We start from the raw sequence: 17,798 nt of genomic DNA, 5'->3' as shown, positions 1-17,798 counted from the left end.
AATATTTCGCAAAAGTTAGTTTGGTATAATTTTAAATTGGAGTCGAACAAACTAGCTTGGCATCCAAACAAGACTTTGGTTTCTTTGGACACATAGAAACCAAGTTTGACTCCGATACTGGATTTAACAAGCGGCTTAGACATCAATATCCGCTTAAAAGCTACTTGCATAAGCAAGCCAAACGAGAGCATCCTTTTAATTTTTTATACTGGGACGAAATCTATGACACGGTATTGATGAATGTTGATGCTGGTGTTCAAGACCGCTTTGTAGTGACTTTGAATAACGAAAATCTTGCAGGTGAGCTTTCAAGTGTATCAGCCGCCGTCAATGAGAAATCTGCGACAGTCGAACAATTATCCATGCAATTCATCGATCCTGTTTGGGGTAAATACCCAAGAGAGTTTTTCTACTATAAATATCAGCAGTATTGCGGTGTGAATATACCGATGATGTTTGCAATTGACGATCACGAAACTGGGAAGACAGTCTTTAAACTTTCAGAAATAACGAGCGATAATTGTGATGATAAGACCGTAATTCCCTACACGTTTTAGTCTTAAATGAGACGGCACTGAAATCACCCTATAACAACCAATAAAACGAATGGGACAGGAACGTGTTTGGACCGAAGGTCTGCTTTGTGCCATTAGCAGACCTAGCGACAATTAACGATTAAGGCAGCTTTGATACGAACGCAGACATAATTTAAAGTAATTATTATGAAGCTCTCGAACTAATAAGACACGTTCATGGTAAATCATTTCTTTGTTATGTGATTTTAGATTCATTATATTATGGCAATTTACTTACAAGAGATTTAGGGTTAAGTATGGGTAGCTAAACTCGATAATAATGATTGTCGAAGGAGTTCATTTTTCTCTAGGCCAATTTGGAGCAGCTTTATGCACTTTTATTTTGTTTTCTAATAATAAATCGGAAAAATACGTGAAATGATTTGCCCCCACGATAACCAAAAGTGGCCACGTATTAAGAGCTAAAATATTTTTTAGCCACTCCTTCTCTCTTTTTGAACTGTGTTCTTCGCGCATTCTTGAATCGAAATCAAGCAAAACTTCTGGCGACACTTTGTCACGATTGAGTGGAGATACATTCAAAAAATGTAATTGCATGACTTCATATTCTATGTCCGCAATGGGTTTGATGCCCAATCTTTTATAGTATTTTGGATTAGGGTCAATAATCTCGTGAGATAGACCTAACTCGGCACAAACTGTGGCTGCTATATGCACATTACTATCTTCTATTTCTTCTGCAATGGAGCTTATATTGTATATTTTAACAAGTTTATTTATGTAAGCTTTAAATTCAACGGAGAGTCTATTTCCTTCTTGAATTTCATGGGTAGTACCTAGTATCACTACTTCTTTCATTAAGTTTAACCGATTTATATGAGAACACATTCCATTGTTTAATACCGAAACTAAAAGCCTTAATATCCTACCAATACCCAATTCTTTAATGATAAATTGTATATCAATAATACATCGATTTTTAGTAGCATAGTTCTTGTTTTACCATTTGTGTACGACCATAAACTGGCATTTAACCATCTCCAGTTGTAGTGACAAATAGAACCTTTAATTTTTTTAGTTAATTTCCATGAAGTCTTTAAAGTTATCAAAAACTTCACTTTTGTCGGAACTGTTCGAATACACCACAGCCCAGTCATATATTTTTTTCTTATAAATTATCCGTTTTACACTTTTAAATCTTTTAATTCCATCTTGAATATACCAAGTAGTCATTTCTGCATAATACTTATTAGCTTTTCTATCGAAATTAGAATTGAATGAAATTAGTGTTTGGTTATCGGCCTTTGCAGGCACAGTAAGTATTTGATCAAGTGTTTCCTTAAAGCTAGATTTATAAGCGCCTATGTCATGTTCTAAATCAGTTGGTTGCGAGCTGACGGTATATACGACACTATTTGGCTTGTCAGTAGCTACATACTTTTCTAGCCCATAAGCACCAATATCTATTTTTTGTGGCTCATGAGGTAATGCTACATTCAACACACTATTAAACAAAGAATACTTAAACATATCACCATTTGCATAATGTTCAGTAATCGAGAGAAGCAAATCTTTACATTTGTATGTAATGATCATTCTTTTTCCGTCAATTGGTGCAAAAAGAATCATCGACCCTTCAGAAAAAACGTCTAGGATATAAGCTTCTCCATTCTCTAGCTTTAGCGAAAAGGTCATTCCCAACGTTCCCTTCTCAACGCCATTAGAGCTATGCGGCACTTTTAAGAAGCTGTCGAAACTGTATATAGATGACTCACTCTTAAACTTAAGAGTGAGTCTATCCATAGCGTTAGTGAAAGTAATAGAAGCGGCTTTAAAGCTGTCTGGTGGGGCGTATTGTTGGTTACCATATTCAAATAACTCAGCCTCGCACAAGAAACGAGTGTTGTCTTCAATTGGTTTGATGCTAAATCTATTTCCAGTTGCATACACGTGAGGAATTGATATAGCGAAAGTATAAACTATGGCAATTAAAATCTTCATTGTAATATCCTTATCTGTGTTCGACATCAACAGCGACACTGTCATCGCATGTTTTTATATTTTATAACGCTTTATCTAAACCGACACTGACCACTTGCTCTTTTTCCTCTACCTTTAATAACCTCAATCGGAAATTCATCACCTTTGAAGGAGCCTGTTTTATAAGTATATTTTGAATTAGCATATTCATACCATCCTTTGTCGGTTCTTCCTTGGTATGGATGGTGATATTTATTATCAACTGTTAAAACTTTATCTCTAACTGAAATATTGAAACTTCTACCATCATTAGTAGTGCAATTTGCTTGGTAAGCATAAGCCAAACTCGAAGAAAAAAGAGCATAGATACAAAAAAATAATTTCATAGTTCGCTGTCCTATTGAATTAGATAGATACCAATTATTAACGATAATCCACACCCGTTAATTTTCATCTACATTTGACCTCTCACTACATAATAAAGTGAGTCATTGAATATTATGTTTAGAAAGATGTTTGAGTATTTGTTAGAAATATATTATCACTGGAGCCAAGTCAGCTTAGAAGTAAAAGGTTAATAATACCGGGTAATTTAGCTGTAATCCATCCACAACAACCGTGCCCCTCAGGATTAGCTACTATTTTGTCACTTTAGAGGGTTTCTTTAAACCATAGTCTGGTCGTAACTACCTCTATGCTTAACAAAGAAAGCTCCAGCTGAGTTTAACATGGTGTGTTGATGGCTATCGAACACAAAATTAAATTGTAATTAATAAATAGTAAATATACCATCGTTTAAAATCAAATATTTATGAGACCGCGATATGAAAAAAATACTACTAGTTTTTTGTACTTTATACATGAATTTTGCAAACGCTAACTGTGAAGTACCTATTGATTATTTATCTTTGACGTGTGAACAATATAAAGATGTTGAGAATAAACAATGTAGTGTACCAAAGAGGAAAGCGGACTCTTTAGTTGAAAAACTGGAAGAAGGTAAAGTATCAAATCTGATGAAAGAAGAGTTTTTTGAATCACTCAAAAATAATGTGAAGAAATGTTTGCGAAATTGTGAAAGTGAACTTTTCTACGGTGGTTGCAACAAGTATGCGAAAAAATATTTTGATCCAAAGCAAAAGGGTTAGAGGTTCTTTGAATGAATTGATCTAAGTTACTTGAGTGAGTTAGTTCAAAACCTGACACATAAACTTTCATATTGCAAAGAAACAATTCAATTACAAAACTTAACGTTTTTTAATTGTCTTACAGAGGAAGTTGTAATCAACTCATTAATCGTCGTCCCAGTCGTCATCAATCTTCAATTGCCCCTCCATAAAAAGAATCTTGGCCGTCATCTTCATGCTACATACTAGTCGTACATAAACAAAATCTACATTGATAATGATATTCAGACATTTCACCTTACCCCTATTTAATTCGAAATGAACTTATCCACACTACAATCGAAGTGCTTGAGATGATGTTATTTGAAGCCCTTATATTAATCTGGGACATTTCAGTGAAATATTCCAAAATGTTTAAACCTAGGTTTTCTTTGATTCTAAGTACTAATGGCTACAGACCTTAACTCATGTCAGGGATTATTCGTTGGGTAAACAAATAGAAATTCAGTTAATCCAACACTGTAGATTAGTTAGCTTCGCCCTCGCAGTGAGAATGAAGCTAGCTAATTTTAGGGCTTTCGGCCTAATTGGTGATTAGTACATTGCTGTTTGTAGGTTCAAATCGAAGTGCCCAGAAGTGTGAATTTCATCTAACATGCTTATATACCAGTCAATAAAGGTAAATGGAGTCGTATCTTCGATTGAATATATCAAGGTCTATGGAAAAGTATTTAGAGTACACCTGTAAGCTAAAATCAACTGATATCTGCACTCATCCAGTACAGTTTTGTTGTTAATTCTAGGTTCATGAAGATACATTCTAAATGCGTGAACCTGAGAAATCTTCATACATGAAGTAAGCCCCGAATCAACAAACACCGTGTAACTATGCAATGAACAATAGCTAATCTGAACTTTCGAATATCCCAAAATAGGATTTTTTTTGTCCTTAGTTAACGTAGTCTAATAACAGTCAGCTGGAAGTTATTATGGATTTGTTCGACGTTATAGAAGAATTGGAAGTGTTTAAAAAAATGTTACTCGTAAAATTACGCAGTCAACATTGTTTAATAGCAGATGCGGAATGTTTTGATGAAGATATTATGATGGGGTTGTTACATCATGAGCGCTGTACTATTAAAGTTTTAGAAGACATTGTTGAAAAACTTAAATCGCTGCTGCCCAAGGAAGAAGCAAAGAGCTAATTGCTTCAGGTCAATATCACTCCAACTTGTTTTAGTGCCAAAGGTCTGCTTTGTGCCACTAGCAGATGTTGACTACTGACTTTAAAGCGGTAGTTATGAGCCTAGAGCGGTTACAATTCGGCATAAGTGAAAGGTTCTTCATTTTGAAAATGTGAGTGATTTCTATTATTCAGTTATTCTACATAAAGCACTTAAGTTAGATTCTTTTCTAACGTTATGCGAGGATGGACACAGAACAGATTACTGATCTACAGTTGGTTAAAAACATAAAAAAATGGATTTCAAATGCCCCATAATCTTAGAGAGATATTCAACAATTACAAAAACCAAACTGAATGTGATAGTTATTACTGCACAACTTGTGGCGGTATTTCTAGCAAAGTAACACACTTAACATCTGAAAGTGCAGTCATTGAGTTGTTAGAAAACCTTGAATCACTATCCCTTAATGATCGAGACTTCACGCAAAGAAAACAAAATGGCTTTCCTAAAGACAAGCAGTGCAGTGACTACATTCTGTTTTTAAGAGAAGCAATCAATAAATTAAGTTATGAAAAAAGAAGAAGTATTATCAATCAATGGTCTGAGTCACAAAGTTTAGCGACTTTTATCGTTGATGGAATTGGTTTCTACTTAATAACTGATGATTGCTCCGATATATGGATTCCATTAATGAAAGAGTTATCGTCATCTGTCACATCCATTAAAGAAACACTAAATTTAAGGTTTTCTGAACTTTCATAGGAACCTTTGAAACATAGTTGATTTGATTGGGTATCAACTATACAAATTATACCAAAACAAACATTTAGATTTTGGGGACGTTATTATGAAAATAGAAATGGGTGAATCCCTAATCTACAGTTGGTTACGACATATAAAACAATGTCAGATAGCCCAATTAAATTGGAAAATATCTGATAAATGGGCACATCAGCCTATCGGGGATTTAGAATATATTATCAACGAAGTTCAAAATAGGTTCGATAAACCATTTGGTAACTTTAGAACAATCAATCAATTGATTAAATCATCTGAGATTGACGTAATCGGTTTCGATTTCAACAATAACAAACTATTCGGTGTAGATGTTGCATTTCATTCAAACGGTTTAAATTACAGAGATAATGTTGCTAATGTAACCAAAAAGCTTTTGCGAACACTGCTAATTTTTGAAATTTACTTTGATAGTAAATTCAATAAAACCGTTATCTTTGCCACACCTAAAATCAACCCAAGCGAACAAAAAAAGCTAGACGATAGACTAGAAATGCTCAATGATTTTATTGACGAATTTGGCTTGGAAACATCGATAGAAATGATTTCAAATGAAAGCTTTGAAGATAGGATTCTCAATCCTACTCTTTCATTATCTAATGATGTGGCCGATACATCAGAATTATTTTTACGGAGTTATCAACTGACTCAGTTATTTGGAAGTAAACGAAAAACAAAACCCACGCCAACAAGTAATCCAGATGATGATCTAGATACAGAAGTTAAAATTGGGAAATTAGTTCAAACTTCTTTTAGAGAACTATTTGAAAATAATCTTCTTTCTGATGAGGAAATTAAAAACTTGATGGATTTAGAGTATTCGAGAACAAAATTTAAGATGTCATCATATCCAATACTCACCACCACAAATTTAATCTCAGATAAAGATAAGAAGCGTTATTACAAAAAGGTTTACGGAGGCAGTTACTTACTTTGTAGTCAATGGATTAAAACCCACACAAGCCATTTTAAACAATGGTTAGACTCAATTTATTAAGTTAATTTGTGATTATGTATTCATCGAAAATTGTTAAGAAAAGTCTCGGCCTTGATATCATAAGTTACGACTTTAAGGTCTATACCTTGCTTTATTGAGCAGTTGGCCTTAACACGTTTTGGGGCAGTATCAAGTCAGCGCATATTATTTCAGTAGCTCTTAATTCCATTCATTAATACCACGACATAATGAGAATGCGCAGACTTTATTAAGCACATAAAGCGAAAAGTTTATATTACTTGTTCTTGGTGCCTATCTTCCCTATCGACCCCAACACTGCTTCGCCTGCTTCAGCTGAGTTTTCCATATAGTACTTATCGCCGTATTTTGTAATGACCATTCCGTCTTTTGTCAGCAAGCTGAAAGCAAAAGCGTTTTCGAATTGCTCTTTGACGAATGATTCAAGTGCTTCTTTTGGAATTTCCATAACTGCTCCATTATTTTATTGGGAGGTTTGTTAACACTGTATCTTAGGTATGTCTTGCCATCTAGTTGTATACCTTGGACTCAAAAAATTTCGTCGCATCTCCCATGATTGGGATTGTTGCTCAGATGCTAGCCGGAGTGTTCCTTTTCCGAAGATCTTATTTATATTGTCGAGACTATCCATTAGCTTTCTGTTATCTGACGTAGTATTGAATAAATCTGATTGCATAAATTGCTCAGAACGAAGATCAACCGCACCTAAGCCTGCCTTATAAAATCGGACACCGTCGTTGAATATATGTGGCAAAACTTCACTCACTGCATTTGCCATTATGCGAGAGTCACTTGTGGCCACTGGAAAGTCATAAAGAAAGCTGCGCTTATAAAAGTTATCTTCATGAGGCGAACTATGAGCAAATATCATTAGCCGCTTTGTCATTGAACCTTGGTCTCTCAACTTTTTTCCAACGATGGAGCAGTGTGTTATTAAAGAAGACTTCAATTCATTTATGTCTGTAATACGCTCTCCAAAGCTTCTGGTCGAAAAAATCTCCTGCTTTGGTTGCTTAACTTCATCCCAAGATAGACATATTTTTCCATTAAGCTCTTCTACCGTGCGCTCGACTACAACTGAAAACTGTTTCCTCATAGTCTTCGGGCTTTGTTTCTTTAAATCGAGTGCGGTGTGAATTCCTAATATATTTAGCTTTTTCCCTAAACGACCGCCAATTCCCCAGACATCAGTAACAGACATTTTCGCGAGGACTTCATTTGCGGAATATCCATCATTGATAACTGCAACACCATTATATCCATCAAGCTTCTTAGCAGCGTGGTTTGCTGCTTTAGATAGCGTTGGTGTAATTCCAAATCCAACTCCCACAGGGAGCTTGGTTTCGCGCCATACGGCTAAACGTATTTGTTGCCCATATGCGTGCCAATCATCGATGATCGATGCAAAGCCTGTAAATTGGAGAAAGCTTTCGTCAATTGAGTATATATATTGATTATCACAGAACCTGCCAATTACGTTCATCATTCGACTACTGAGATCTGCATAAAGCTCATAATTAGATGAACGCACAATTACATTGTGCTGCTCTAGGTAAGGTTTTAGTTTGAAGTACGGCTCGAACTTTGGGATCTTCAGTTTTCTGGCCTCTGGACTAGTGGCACAGATACATCCGTCATTGTTGGTTAACACGACAACAGGACGTTTTCGTATTGTTGGATCGAACACCTTTTCTGCACTTGCATAGAATGCAACCGCATCGACTAAGGCATACACGATAGAAGCTCTCTGCTTTTGCGGTGGAGTCGTACTGAGCGAGTAACAACACCCTCAATTTGAAACTCATCTGCATCCGATATCGTTACCGGGTTATGTCTACTAGAAGCCGATAAAAGAAGTCGACGTTGTTTATCAAGGATTTTACAGACAAAATTACCGTTATAGTTCGCCACTATGATGTCGTTTTGATTAGTTGTTTCAGACCTATCAACTATCAATAAGTCACCATCATAAATGCCCACACCTTGCATCGAGTCACCATTTGCTAGACCAACAAAGGTAGCATTTGGATGCTTTATGAGTAATTCATCAAGAGACAATGCCAGCTCAGTATATTCAGCGGCTGGAGACTCGAAACCTGTTATGCCGGCGTCGATGAATATCGGGATTACTTTCATTTAAGCCCCAATAATACTGTAAATAAAAACAGTATAGATTATTTATGTTAAAACTTAAATTAATAAATGATGATTGAGCTATATTTTTCATCCGTATAACACCCTCTAATTACATGACAAAAATCACCATACCACTACAGTACAATTGGATTTAGTTGCAAAGTGTCATTGTTCAAAAGCCAGAAACCTATAAACAAAGCCCATAATGCTATTCACTACACCGAACAACAGCTTACATCATCTCAATTCGTTGTGCCTGTCGGCTTAGACCCAAAGACTTAAGTTTTCGTTTTACGGCAGGCTCTGATATTTCAATTGTTTTGGCAATGTCACTAATGGGCTGTCGCGCGTTGAATAGGGTAATTAAGCGGCTAATATCGTCTTTTTCCCACTTAAAGTGGGTGCGTAAAGTTTTGTTTCTCAATAGGTCTAGTTTTTTCTTGCGACGCATGACTGCTTGAATACTTACATTAAGATGGGTTGATAGTTCTTGGTTTGACTGTTTTTGATAATTGTCTTTTAGGAATTCGTCCATTGAAGTAGACCAATGGTAATGGTGTTTAAGAACTCGTTGAGGCGGTTTTTTGGGTAAGTCTAACTTTCTTACTCTACGCATGATGACATGTTTTGAAACGTCAAGGTCATCAGCAATATCAACGGCTCGCTTTTCGGGCCATTGTTCTTTTAGATAGTGGTCGCGCTCTATTGTCCATTTAAAAGCTGCCATGAGGTTCTCTTTTAAAGTTACTTTAAGACATTAATTGTAGGGCAAAAACACAACAGTTTCATGCCTTGTATTCCTTAAAATTGTAGTATTTAGTTCATCTCCTGCGCCCGGGAATACTAAATCTCCAGCGGCAAAGAAATCGCTAAAACATGGTGTAACCTTGCCATAAAACCAGATGCATTTTTCGGAAATTAATGTCAGTTAATTTTTGCATTCTGCTTGCTAACTAGTCCAATAAGTCAAACTTCCACAGCAAGCATTATTCCTAAAACATGACATATGTGCTTCATTACATTGCTCGAATACCGTGGTTTTATTTTTGAGGGCGGTGACAACGACTGGTTGCTTGGCTTCTGCAAAAGATATAACTTTGCACGACCAACAGGAAATTTAATTCTATTGGCGACGGAGGTTTTTGCAATTTTAAAGTTAACCGCCCTATTTATATGTTTCCATTGGAGTGCTGCCTCTCTCATTCTTAATGGCGAATCAATTTCTATTTTCCAATCGTTTGCTTCTGAGAATAAAAGTGCCGTGCTAATAAATTTTTGGTAGTCGGCGATGGAACAAAATTTCAAATAGCTATGGCCGTACTGGGTGTTTTTGAGTAGGTATTTACACAATTCAATTATGTCTTTTTTATGTTCAACATAATGCATTCTTAGCTTTCGAAACATCTTTTCAGCTCGGGCTTTTTCTAGTCTGGTGTGTGGTTCAATAGGGCATAATCGATTCGAGTTTTTGGGGAATAACCGTCGATGTTTTGATCCCTTTTCAGTGTGAAGTTTATTGAGGAGCTTTGCCGAGTTAATCCAGGCTGTTATTTGACTTTTGGGGACCGAAATTGCCTGAGAAATATCTTGTATGAGCTTTGCTTTTTCGATATCCGTTAGTTGCTGTTTATTGACTTTGTCATAAGCTTTTAGCGCATGTATACAATCTGAGTAAGTGTAGTGGGATTTAAGGCTAAATTGATTTGGGGTGATTGCATTAACCGTACAGTTATCGTCGGTCAGCGGTTGGCTTTTTGAATAAAACTCTCGTTCTAGTTTCTTGGCCGATATATCTTCATTATTAAATCGCCGAGCTAACATCAATTTTGAATGTTCGGATACGTTGCACCAGAATATTTTAGAATGTTCAAAATCCAATTGAGTAGTAAATGATCCCAACAACACACCGGTATTATGCAAGTAAGTCCCAAATGTTGTGTTCGGGGACAGGTGACCCGCGAAACCAGCAATATTCCAAACAGTATTTTGCTGACGAGCATCGTCGATGTAGCTTCTTATTTTTTGTCTTTGATTTTCATCGAAGGGGTGTGGGTAGGTTGAAGATATCTTTTCTCCATATAATGTTATTTGTAGATTGCTAATTGCCATGTGTCTTAAATGGTAAGAAACAAGTCTAGTTTCAGTTACGTTTGTTAAAATTCGACTTATATAGAAATCAAGTTCAGATAATGAAAAGGGATACTTCTGTTCAATATCGATTGGAGCAAACAAAGGGTTAACGATAAATGTGTTGGACTGAGCAATCCGTCGATTCAAATATTGCTTAAAAAAAGATAACTCATTTGGCTTGAGAAAATAGGCGACAGGTATTTGACGTTTGGCACAATATGTCTTGTTCTTACCAAATACGTTGGGTCGAACATATAGATGTAGCTCTTCAGACAGTTCAATGTCCGACAGCTTGAGTTTCACTGCTTCAGACGGCCTTAATCCGCAGCGGCCCATCAGCAGAAACAATATACATAGGCTTAATTGTTTTTGGCTTGCCTGTTCAATTTTTCCAATGAGTTGATTAAATGCATTGTTGAAGTCGTGTTCAGAAATTAAGTAGTTTCGAACATTGGGCCCTTTGGTTTCGAGCTGAAGAGGTGGGGCAATATTGTAATTTTCAGCGGCAAACTGCATGAGTTGGTTTAATACATTGAGGTTATTTTTTGATGAAGCATGCTCAGGGCGAAAGTTCTCGATTTCGTCTCGGATCTCAGTCACTTCTTGTTGGTCTAGCTCCTCTATGCAAAGTTCTTGTAAAGACAGCAACCAATATTCCGCGACAGCATAGTAGTAGCGCTTGACAGTTGAGGTTGGGTGTTTATTTCGCAACAAATTTATTAACCAAGCGACCAGAATTATCTCTTGCGAAATTTTCATTTCTGACTTCAAGTTTATAAGGTTGCTTAACATATTGCATGAAGGTGACGCTAACGAGTCTTTAATGAAGCAACGTTTTATTTGTAAACAAACAGAAGCGATTCGTTCACCTGGAATTTTGGCAGCACTTTTTGTTGGTTTCTTTTGGCTCGGAGGTGTTGTTAAACCTAGCTCAAAAAATTCTGTTTCACATGCGCCCATATCAAAACGTTGGCCTAAATCATATATGTTAACGTTAAATAACCGTTCAAAACTTTTTGTACAGGCACAATAACTCGTTATGTTTCCTGTTGAATATGAATAGAGCCACATCGGCATTTTTGAATTAAATTTTGTGATATTAAACGCCACGGCAGATTGGCAAAACGCTTTAAGATTCCTAATAACTTTGTGATTGTTAAGGCTCAGTTCTTGGACGATAATTTTCCAAAGAGTGATTCGGGTAAGAGGCTTACTTGTGGTACTTGATTGCGAGACAAGTGCTCGAATTGCAATATGAGTTGTAGCGTCTAAAAACAGTCTGAAAGGGTGTGACAGTGTGATCTGTTCAAGCCTTGCATCGTGTTCAAACAGTTCAATATAGAAACCCAACGGGCAGTTTTTGATTGTTAACCGTTGCAACAAAATATCATTGATTAGAGCCAATAATTTTTTTTCATCTCCCAACAACGAATAAGCAGATGAAAAAAATGCGACATTTGTTATGTGCTGGTTTAATGATGCCTCTAAATGTGCTGATGAAAGGCGCAGAATGGTCGCATCATGAATTTGTGAAAACGATGAAGTTCGTTTCAAAAACAAGTGATTTAAAACATTCCGCTCTCGCCCTATATTGCGGGAGCTTTGAACTACTTTTTTCATAGTTATTCAATGACCTTCTTTGAACTACAAGCGCACAGTCCTCGAAGCGGTTTGAAACCTAAATTTTTTAATGATTCTTCTAGGAACAAAGCAATTGCTTTTATGTGAGCCAAAGATAGTGAGCTGAACTTTGAATAGGTTTCATCTAGTTTGTCTTCATGCCCCATAAACGCGTTGACTGCAGGCTCTAAAATAGAGAGCTGATCTGCAAGTTGTGTTCGCAACCAATGACGGTTCCAATTGGACTTATTTTTATCTGCCATTGGAACATAAGCAGCGTATTGCGAAGAGGTTGCACTAATAAGTTTGCCATGACGCATGAATCGAAATACTGGCGCATTGAATTTCAGGGTATTTGCAATATCAGCTACAACGTCAGAACCATCTAATTCACACCACTTTTGAAGAGATGAAAGGTGCTCGATATAAAGTGTTATTTGTTTAATTGCAATATTACTCAATGGAATTAGACGGCATGTGCCTGGCCCACGACTTCGTTTGTCCTGAACAAGAACATAACCGGAATCAACATCAAAATTCTGAAGGGTATTGTATTGACCTTCACCAGGTCGGTGGCCGGTCGCTAGGTTTAAAAGTTGTAATGTAAAATATGTATAGTGGTTGTGTAACTCTTCAATATTAATAATTGGTGAACTTTTTAGAGTTTCTATTGTTGCAACTAGCTCTAAGCTTTTATCTTTTATGTGCTCATTCCGAACATATAGGTTACTACCAATTCGCTTGCTCTGCGTGTCGTGTGGTGCTGTGTAGTTGAAGTTAGCTGACAGGCCTGCGGCCTCATATTGAGTTTGCACATATCTAAATAACTTAGCCTTTAAGTCAGCTGCATTAATTTGCAAGTAGTATGCACCACTATGGCGACCGAGCTCAGATTCGGTTAACCAGTCCAACTCAGCACAGGAAAGATCAAATTTCGCACCCACGTGGCTTAGATGACGAGCCAGTCTTACAGCCGTTAGCTTGGTGTCAAACTTTTGATTAAGTGATGCAAGGTAATTGTCGGCTTGCTTTACGACAAATTCAATATCAAGGCTTTTAACATCTATACCCTTAAGGATACTCGCAACGTCAAAAGGCAGGATTGCAAATGGCTGGCCTTCACTTTCCAAAAATGCCAGTGGCATTTCGTCGTGAAAGTTCTCATATCGTGGAAATTCAAGAACTTTAATCTTCACACCACAATTGTGAACATGAGATAGCTTTATTTGATGCAGGCTAGAAAGTAAGTTTTCGATCCGTTCACCAACACATAGACTTGCAATGAGTAAGTTTTTTACCATGCAAGTTGTACCCACTGTATGTTGAAGAAAAGTCTCGACGTCAAAAGTATTTAGTCGGTTGTAATCACATACCAAACTTTTTTGTTGGCGCTTCATATGAGCTAATGTGGCGTTTTTCATAATCATATATGAACTCCTTTATACATTAGCGGATAAGCCGCGAACCGGTTTATAGTCAACAGAATGCAATATGGAAAACGACGAACAGGCATCGGACACTAATTTTCCTGCTTTAATATATCGAAATAAAGGAGCGTTTGCGTTTAGTGACTGTTGGATATCATTTGAAATTTCGGCCTGATCCCACTTGTACCATTTTTGCAGGTTTTCAAGATGCTCAAGGTAGTTATTGAGGTGTTGAAAAGCTATTGCGTCCAAGTCATGTCGACGAATTGATTCGGGGCCACTGCAGTGCTTATCATCGATCATGACGTTTCCATCTATTAAATCGAAACATTCAATTGAATTAAATTGGTATTTAACAGCGTGGTAACCCGTCGCTACTTCTAATAGCTGTAACGTAAATTCCGTATAGCGATTGTGAAAAGACACTATGTCCAACGTTGGTGACATTCTTAATCGTTCTAATTGTTCTATGATCCGCTCGTTTGGGCTTGGACTAAAGGTCGTGCCTCGACTTAAAATAGGAGCCTCAGGCTTTTCAGCGCAAACAAACAGTCCACTAACGTGATCACTAAGATTATCTTTAAAGGAAACTTTGTTGGTATGGATCTTACAACTTACACCACATCGGCCAATCTCTGGTTCATTAAGCCAAATGAACTCTTCGCGGGCCAAGTCAAATTTAAATGCTCTGCTTTTTATCAGATTTGCGATTCTTACCGGCGTTAAACTAGAATAAAATTTGTGGTTTATTCTTTGTAAAAAGTTTTTGGCCTGTCGTTGAATATAGTCCAACTCATGTACAAAAATCTGCTGGTTTAGTAACGTTTCGGCAATATTGTAAGGCAGAATAATAGAGTGCGCAGAATCTCTAATATCATTAGACCCCGGATATTCACTATCAGTAAGCATAATCCCACAATTGTCTTTTTCTACAATTCTGACTTTATGTAAATTGTCGATAATATTGTCAATTGGGCGGCCTGTGCAGGCACTCGTAATTAGTAACGTCTCGGTTAGACCTGTTGAATTAGCCGCACACTTGAGTAGAGCAACAATATCAAGGTCATTTAGATCGTCTCGGTTGAAAACGAGTTTCTTTTCGGTTCTATTAATATGTGGTATTTGAAGCTTATGCATAACAAGACGCTCCTAATTGTTGTTTATTTGAGTTGAAATATGCAATTTGGCTGCGAATTGCGCCTCGGCTAAAACCAGAGATTATTGCGACGTTTTTGATGTCGGAAATTGAATAATGATTTCCAAGTATTTTTTGTTTTATATTGAAAGGGCAGGCTTGCATTGCAATATGCAGATGAGCTAGCTTTGTATTACTGGCTGAGTAAACCTTGATAGCATGAAATGCATAGCGCCACGAAATAAGCTCTATCTCACTGGGTTCGAGTTCTTGAACAATACGAAACGTACTAAGTTCTGAATAACTTTTTGAAAAAAGTGGATACCAACCTGAAACGAACAAACGCTCGGATTCATCGCTTCCAGAATTAGTCATCATTAGGCAATCAACTTCTAAATCAATGCCATGACTATACCCAGTTGGGTCTTTTGACAACACAACGTCTCTAAACAAAGACTGTGTTAATTGAAACGCACTTAGTGCGCTTGGGTGACAAGTTAATTCTTGTCGGGTTTTAATGGTGTTATGTGGCATAGGTTACTCCTTACACAATAACAAAAGTTTAAATTAAGACTTGTGATGCGAGCATTGCGCTCGAGACCTCACAGGCCGCTTGAGACCGTAATTGGTCTCGTTTAATCAATTTGTTGTTGTATAAGGTGCAAAATCATCTCCAACACCTGTTGATGTGTACAGTACTCCTGTTGAAATTTAATTGCAAGTGCATTTTGTTTTTTATAACCTGTAAGTTATTGACAAATAAGGGATAAAATGATTTTATAGAGCGCTAAGTTGTTTATTTAGAACAATTTTATTTTGCTTTTGGGTACAAATTCTAATTAGAAAATAGTTTAAAATAATTTTTGTATTTGAAGTGCTTAGGTAGGTATTACGAATCTAAAAGTGACTTTTGATACTTGTCGACTCCATAGACATGAAGACCAAACTACTTGACAAAATAATTGGTTGTACCGATGTTCGGATAACATTGATACACAAAACTAGTCAGCGCTCACTGGTTAATGGTGTAAGAATAGCTATTGTTTTTACTTATAAAAATGGCTAAATTACTAATTTAATAAACAAATAGGGAAATAAAATGTTCAAAACAGCAATAGGAACAGTGGCTGCAATCCTGCTATATACGACTTCATTACCTACGATGGCAAACTCATCAATTGAAGAAATTAAGAAAAGAGCAGCAGAAATAACCGAATTAAAAACTTTGTTTCAAAGTGCCGACCCAGCACTTAGATTAGCTGCGATAGATACAATGCAAAACTCAAAAGATTTGGCGATGCGAGAGATGGCTTTTTCAGCCGGAATCAATGCGTCTGATGAATCTGTAGTGGCATTAACCATTCGAAATAGATTCAGTGAACTTGATAATTTTATTGTAACTCTTTTAAAGCCAGCAGACGGCGACTCAGCAATAAAAGTTTATAATGAATATGGTGGGAAAGTTTCTTTTACTGTTTATGAATATAACAAAGGCAAAGGAACGATCAAAGTTAGAACTAAAAGGGGTAGCACTAATAGATATTTAGCGACCATATCAGGATTAAATTTATTTTTAACGTCAGCCGGATGTAAAGGTGACTTTAAGTTAGCCGAAGACCTTATTTATAAGGGTACTATGGTCTGTGATAAACAACAATTCTCTGCGACACTTAGTCTGTTTTAAAAATATTTATTTCAGAGATACGGATAAGCCCTTCGTTATTCCAGCTAGAATACATTTTTAGTTTTATTCGTTGGGCTTTAACATTATGTAAAGTCACTCTAAACTGGTTATCTTTCGGTAAAATTGTTCCGCTCGCTGAAGAAATCCAACCTCGTTTACCCGATTTCTTTTTAGATGTCAGAATCTCAATGTCTTTTATGCCTGAATTTTCAGGTAGCGATATCGTTAAGTAATCAATGTTTTTAAAGCCCAAAAGAGAAAGATCTATCTCTGCTGCTCGGCCGTTCAAATTAGTCTCGTAGTAAGTTTCAATGCTACCATCCGAAACTCGTTTGATTGATTGGTGGCTATTTGTTGGTGGCGAACTCCAATGACTGATTTCGTAATTCAATTGGTCTGATTTTGATGCTGTATCTTTTATTTGAAGATTGGATTCTGGTTCAGGTTTTTGATTTCCTGACGAAGTGAAAAAAGGTGACACCGTTTCTAATAACCGATCCATTCTCAATACTTTGCCAAAACCAGAAGCACTGTCGACTGATTGCAGCATACCAATTGGGGCTCCTTGTGAGTATACCAAACTACCACTCATACCCTTAAAAAACGATTTGTCGCTCGATAGCGGTTTTATGCTTAGGTAAACTAGGCCTGTTTCTTGGACAACAGCAGGCGTTCTGGAAACAAGGCCGTCACTGTTTACTGTCGAAACAACGATGGTTTTTGCTTTATCAATATCAGATTGATCAACAGACAGTCTATTTATTTCAATTCCACAATGATTCGCTAATGATCCTGAAATATGTCCAACAGATAAATCATATCCGAACGGCTGTAGTGGTTGCCCTTCACCTAAAGAACGTAAATTATCACTACCTTTTACTGTTAGAAAATAGCTATCGTTAATAACGTGCAGTGGTGCAATGAAATAGCACAAATTTAGCCGTTTAACTGAAAAACCTTGACCAATTTCATCGCCTTCGATGTATACCTGGCTAGGATTATCTGCATAAGCAGAAAAGTTAAACGAAATTAGTAGAATGATATTTAATAGGCGTTTTGACATGT

At 36.7% G+C, this 17,798-nt stretch carries 18 protein-coding genes; 6 read left to right on the top strand and 12 right to left on the bottom strand.

Translation table 11 applies throughout. The features are described 5' to 3' along the window. Nucleotides 1-56: 56 nt before the first annotated feature. Nucleotides 57-557: a hypothetical protein gene (locus tag J9318_RS00925; protein ID WP_210560644.1), complete on the top strand. Its 501-nt coding sequence runs from the start codon at nt 57-59 to the stop codon at nt 555-557. Nucleotides 558-872: 315 nt separating this feature from the next. Here J9318_RS00925 and J9318_RS00920 read toward each other — a convergent pair whose 3' ends face one another. The 3 genes from J9318_RS00920 to J9318_RS00910 form a co-directional block, all read right to left on the bottom strand. Beyond that, nucleotides 873-1,394, bottom strand: coding sequence for a hypothetical protein (locus tag J9318_RS00920; protein WP_210560643.1), 522 nt, complete (start codon nt 1,392-1,394; stop codon nt 873-875). 216 nt (nt 1,395-1,610) lie between these two features. Next, nucleotides 1,611-2,537 carry a hypothetical protein gene (locus tag J9318_RS00915; protein WP_210560642.1) on the bottom strand — a complete coding sequence of 309 codons (927 nt, stop codon included), beginning with the start codon at nt 2,535-2,537 and terminating at the stop codon, nt 1,611-1,613. Nucleotides 2,538-2,608: 71 nt separating this feature from the next. Continuing rightward, nucleotides 2,609-2,902, bottom strand: coding sequence for a hypothetical protein (locus J9318_RS00910; RefSeq protein WP_210560641.1), 294 nt, complete (start codon nt 2,900-2,902; stop codon nt 2,609-2,611). A gap of 438 nt (nt 2,903-3,340) precedes the next feature. Between J9318_RS00910 and J9318_RS00905 the strand changes: the two genes are divergently transcribed. The 4 genes from J9318_RS00905 to J9318_RS00890 all read left to right on the top strand — a co-directional run bounded on the left by J9318_RS00905 (nt 3,341) and on the right by J9318_RS00890 (nt 6,622). Next, nucleotides 3,341-3,664, top strand: a complete 324-nt coding sequence (locus J9318_RS00905) for a hypothetical protein (RefSeq protein ID WP_210560640.1) — start codon at nt 3,341-3,343, stop codon at nt 3,662-3,664. Between the two features lie 968 nt (nt 3,665-4,632). Continuing rightward, nucleotides 4,633-4,848 carry a hypothetical protein gene (locus J9318_RS00900; protein ID WP_210560639.1) on the top strand — a complete coding sequence of 72 codons (216 nt, stop codon included), beginning with the start codon at nt 4,633-4,635 and terminating at the stop codon, nt 4,846-4,848. Between the two features lie 285 nt (nt 4,849-5,133). Then, complete coding sequence (locus J9318_RS00895; protein WP_210560638.1) at nt 5,134-5,592, top strand: hypothetical protein; 459 nt, start codon at nt 5,134-5,136, stop codon at nt 5,590-5,592. An 85-nt stretch (nt 5,593-5,677) separates the two neighbouring features. Then, nucleotides 5,678-6,622 (top strand): hypothetical protein, encoded by a 945-nt coding sequence (locus tag J9318_RS00890; protein WP_210560637.1) that lies wholly within the window; start codon nt 5,678-5,680, stop codon nt 6,620-6,622. 235 nt (nt 6,623-6,857) lie between these two features. Here the strand turns inward: J9318_RS00890 and J9318_RS00885 are convergent, their stop codons facing one another. The 8 genes from J9318_RS00885 to J9318_RS00850 all read right to left on the bottom strand — a co-directional run bounded on the left by J9318_RS00885 (nt 6,858) and on the right by J9318_RS00850 (nt 15,583). Continuing rightward, complete coding sequence (locus J9318_RS00885; RefSeq protein ID WP_210560636.1) at nt 6,858-7,049, bottom strand: hypothetical protein; 192 nt, start codon at nt 7,047-7,049, stop codon at nt 6,858-6,860. A gap of 30 nt (nt 7,050-7,079) precedes the next feature. Beyond that, nucleotides 7,080-8,336 carry a Y-family DNA polymerase gene (locus J9318_RS00880; RefSeq protein ID WP_210560635.1) on the bottom strand — a complete coding sequence of 419 codons (1,257 nt, stop codon included), beginning with the start codon at nt 8,334-8,336 and terminating at the stop codon, nt 7,080-7,082. Beyond that, the gene (gene umuD / locus J9318_RS00875) at nt 8,324-8,737 is read right to left on the bottom strand and encodes a translesion error-prone DNA polymerase V autoproteolytic subunit (RefSeq protein ID WP_210560634.1); all 414 of its coding nucleotides are present in this window, start codon (nt 8,735-8,737) and stop codon (nt 8,324-8,326) included. Before umuD ends, J9318_RS00880 begins: the two co-directional genes overlap by 13 nt. Nucleotides 8,738-8,969: 232 nt before the next feature. After that, a complete protein-coding gene (locus J9318_RS00870) occupies nt 8,970-9,464 on the bottom strand; it encodes a hypothetical protein (RefSeq protein WP_210560633.1) in 495 nt (164 codons plus the stop codon). 239 nt (nt 9,465-9,703) lie between these two features. Further along, nucleotides 9,704-12,487: a site-specific integrase gene (locus J9318_RS00865; protein ID WP_210560632.1), complete on the bottom strand. Its 2,784-nt coding sequence runs from the start codon at nt 12,485-12,487 to the stop codon at nt 9,704-9,706. Nucleotides 12,488-12,489: 2 nt separating this feature from the next. Continuing rightward, nucleotides 12,490-13,914, bottom strand: a complete 1,425-nt coding sequence (locus tag J9318_RS00860) for a site-specific integrase (RefSeq protein WP_210560631.1) — start codon at nt 13,912-13,914, stop codon at nt 12,490-12,492. 12 nt (nt 13,915-13,926) lie between these two features. Beyond that, nucleotides 13,927-15,051, bottom strand: coding sequence for a hypothetical protein (locus J9318_RS00855; protein ID WP_210560630.1), 1,125 nt, complete (start codon nt 15,049-15,051; stop codon nt 13,927-13,929). After that, the gene (locus tag J9318_RS00850; protein WP_210560629.1) at nt 15,044-15,583 is read right to left on the bottom strand and encodes a hypothetical protein; all 540 of its coding nucleotides are present in this window, start codon (nt 15,581-15,583) and stop codon (nt 15,044-15,046) included. Before J9318_RS00850 ends, J9318_RS00855 begins: the two co-directional genes overlap by 8 nt. 565 nt (nt 15,584-16,148) lie before the next feature. Here J9318_RS00850 and J9318_RS00845 point away from each other — a divergent pair. Further along, nucleotides 16,149-16,733, top strand: coding sequence for a hypothetical protein (locus J9318_RS00845; RefSeq protein WP_210560628.1), 585 nt, complete (start codon nt 16,149-16,151; stop codon nt 16,731-16,733). On the opposite strand, the gene J9318_RS00840 is transcribed toward J9318_RS00845, so the two are convergent. Next, nucleotides 16,720-17,796 carry a hypothetical protein gene (locus tag J9318_RS00840; RefSeq protein ID WP_210560627.1) on the bottom strand — a complete coding sequence of 359 codons (1,077 nt, stop codon included), beginning with the start codon at nt 17,794-17,796 and terminating at the stop codon, nt 16,720-16,722. The two genes, J9318_RS00845 and J9318_RS00840, sit on opposite strands and share 14 nt — an antisense overlap. Between the last annotated feature and the right edge of the window lie 2 nt (nt 17,797-17,798).

Source organism: Psychrosphaera aestuarii (assembly GCF_017948405.1).
GTDB lineage: Bacteria > Pseudomonadota > Gammaproteobacteria > Enterobacterales > Alteromonadaceae > Psychrosphaera > Psychrosphaera aestuarii.
The sequence above is the reverse complement of the archived record's forward strand: the minus strand, read 5'-3'. Positions and strand labels throughout refer to the sequence as shown.

Coding starts and splice junctions, on each gene's coding strand:
- J9318_RS00895 (WP_210560638.1), top strand. CDS start 5,134: ATGCCCCATAATCTTAGAGAGATATTCAACAATTACAAAAACCAAACT.
- J9318_RS00920 (WP_210560643.1), bottom strand. CDS start 1,394: ATGAAAGAAGTAGTGATACTAGGTACTACCCATGAAATTCAAGAAGGA.
- J9318_RS00840 (WP_210560627.1), bottom strand. CDS start 17,796: ATGTCAAAACGCCTATTAAATATCATTCTACTAATTTCGTTTAACTTT.
- J9318_RS00845 (WP_210560628.1), top strand. CDS start 16,149: ATGTTCAAAACAGCAATAGGAACAGTGGCTGCAATCCTGCTATATACG.
- J9318_RS00870 (WP_210560633.1), bottom strand. CDS start 9,464: ATGGCAGCTTTTAAATGGACAATAGAGCGCGACCACTATCTAAAAGAA.
- J9318_RS00855 (WP_210560630.1), bottom strand. CDS start 15,051: ATGCATAAGCTTCAAATACCACATATTAATAGAACCGAAAAGAAACTC.
- J9318_RS00885 (WP_210560636.1), bottom strand. CDS start 7,049: ATGGAAATTCCAAAAGAAGCACTTGAATCATTCGTCAAAGAGCAATTC.
- J9318_RS00890 (WP_210560637.1), top strand. CDS start 5,678: ATGAAAATAGAAATGGGTGAATCCCTAATCTACAGTTGGTTACGACAT.
- J9318_RS00900 (WP_210560639.1), top strand. CDS start 4,633: ATGGATTTGTTCGACGTTATAGAAGAATTGGAAGTGTTTAAAAAAATG.
- J9318_RS00905 (WP_210560640.1), top strand. CDS start 3,341: ATGAAAAAAATACTACTAGTTTTTTGTACTTTATACATGAATTTTGCA.
- J9318_RS00850 (WP_210560629.1), bottom strand. CDS start 15,583: ATGCCACATAACACCATTAAAACCCGACAAGAATTAACTTGTCACCCA.
- J9318_RS00865 (WP_210560632.1), bottom strand. CDS start 12,487: ATGAAAAAAGTAGTTCAAAGCTCCCGCAATATAGGGCGAGAGCGGAAT.
- J9318_RS00910 (WP_210560641.1), bottom strand. CDS start 2,902: ATGAAATTATTTTTTTGTATCTATGCTCTTTTTTCTTCGAGTTTGGCT.
- J9318_RS00915 (WP_210560642.1), bottom strand. CDS start 2,537: ATGAAGATTTTAATTGCCATAGTTTATACTTTCGCTATATCAATTCCT.
- umuD (WP_210560634.1), bottom strand. CDS start 8,737: ATGAAAGTAATCCCGATATTCATCGACGCCGGCATAACAGGTTTCGAG.
- J9318_RS00860 (WP_210560631.1), bottom strand. CDS start 13,914: ATGATTATGAAAAACGCCACATTAGCTCATATGAAGCGCCAACAAAAA.